This is a genomic window from Corynebacterium sp. HMSC078H07 (assembly GCF_001812805.1).
In the GTDB taxonomy this organism is placed as follows: Bacteria; Actinomycetota; Actinomycetes; order Mycobacteriales; family Mycobacteriaceae; genus Corynebacterium.
Genome location: NZ_KV810507.1, coordinates 1 through 1,686, shown reverse-complemented (window position 1 = coordinate 1,686; position 1,686 = coordinate 1). Strand labels below are relative to the sequence as shown.

At 53.4% G+C, this 1,686-nt stretch carries 1 protein-coding gene; it reads left to right on the top strand.

All coding sequences use genetic code 11. The features are described from left to right. Positions 1–331 precede the first annotated feature (331 nt). Positions 332–1,540: an IS110 family RNA-guided transposase gene (locus HMPREF2875_RS09915; RefSeq protein WP_070672735.1), complete on the top strand. Its 1,209-nt coding sequence runs from the start codon at positions 332–334 to the stop codon at positions 1,538–1,540. Positions 1,541–1,686 lie beyond the last annotated feature (146 nt).

The window sequence follows — 1,686 nt, the reverse complement described above, 5'->3', positions numbered from 1 at the left end:
CCCATTACGTTGTTAGCAGTTCCGCTTGAAGGAGCCCAGGATTCGTACTCCTAGCCCCATGCTGGGGCAGGCTATGTTTATCTGCGTTCCTTCTGCCTTGTGGCAGTGGAACTAGTCGCTGGCTTCGGTATGGCTTGTTTTCGTCCCTGTCTGAAAATGATCCGGGGGGTGATGCCGCCGAAGGCAGTGACATACTCCAGACTGCTAATAGGAACCTGACCCACACAGTATGCGCGAGGTCTCAAAGTAATGTGGATGCCAGCGTGAAGTATGTCCGACCACCAGCGATGAAATAAGTCTCATACTCGTTCAATTCGCTAGGAGGTCTGGCATGACCTACGACTATGTCATCGGCATGGACGTTGGCAAATACTTTCACCACGCTTGCGTCTTAGATATCGACGGCGCCCAAGTACTATCAAAGCGCATCAACCAAAACGAAAAATCCCTGCGCACACTCTTTTCAACGTTCAGCGCAAACGACCACAAGGTCCTTGTCGTCGTGGACCAGCCCAATAACATTGGGCGACTAACTGTCGCGGTTGCCCAAGATATCGGAATCGACGTGCGCTACCTTCCAGGTTTGGCTATGCGCCAGCTCTCACGCATCCACGCTGGTAATGCCAAAACTGATATCCGGGATGCATATATCATCGCCCACGCTGCAAAGAACCTTCCGGAATCCCTCCGCAGTGTCGACCGCGTCGAAGAAGCCTTCCTCCAATTGAAAGTCCTCAACGGCATCGACGAAGACTTAGCACGCTCCTACACCAGGCTCATCAATCAGATTCGAAGTGCACTAGTCGGCTGCTACCCGCAATTCGAACAAGCCCTTCGCGGCCAGGTGATCCACCGCAAATGGGTTCTGCACCTACTTGCACGCTACGGCGGGCCCACCAAAATAAAGCGCCTCGGAAAAGCCAAAGCAGCTGCCTTCGCTCGACGCTATAAGGCACGCAATCCCGAGCCCGTCATCGATGCCATATTCGCTGCCATCTCTGAGCAAACAGTCGCCATTGCTGGTGCACAATATGCCGAAATGGGCGTAGCAATGTCGGCGAAGGACGCGCTTTTAAAGCTCGAGCACCGCAAACAAATCGAGCAGGAAGTCATCGAGCTCATCAACGACATCCCCCACACTCAAATCCTGCTATCCATGCCAGGAATCGGGCCGAAGACGGCTGCCCAAATTCTCATGACCGCGGGCGACATGTCCGACTTCCCGACAGCTGCGCACCTAGCCTCTTACGCTGGCTTATCACCCCGAACGAATCAGTCCGGAACCTCAATCATGTCGAACTCACTGAACAGAGCTGGCAATAAAAAATTAAAGAACGCCCTATGGCAATCATCTTTTGCATCCATCAGATTCCACGAGCGTTCACGGCAATTCTATGAACGAAAGCGCCGTGAAGGCAAAAGACACAACGCCGCAGTCGTAGCGCTAGCCCGCAGACGGCTCAACGTCCTATACGCCATGATGAGCAACCACGAGTACTACCGCGACCCCGACCAATCACAGGAAGTCAAAGCAGCCTAAACACCAAGAACCAAATAGCCGACTGGGTAAAATCCCAGCCGGCTAACAGCCATGCCAGAAAACAACACGGCCAAACAACCCCGGCTGAAAAATCAACCCCGGCTAATCCACCCGCGAGGTTGACAAACTATATAGGAACACCCCCC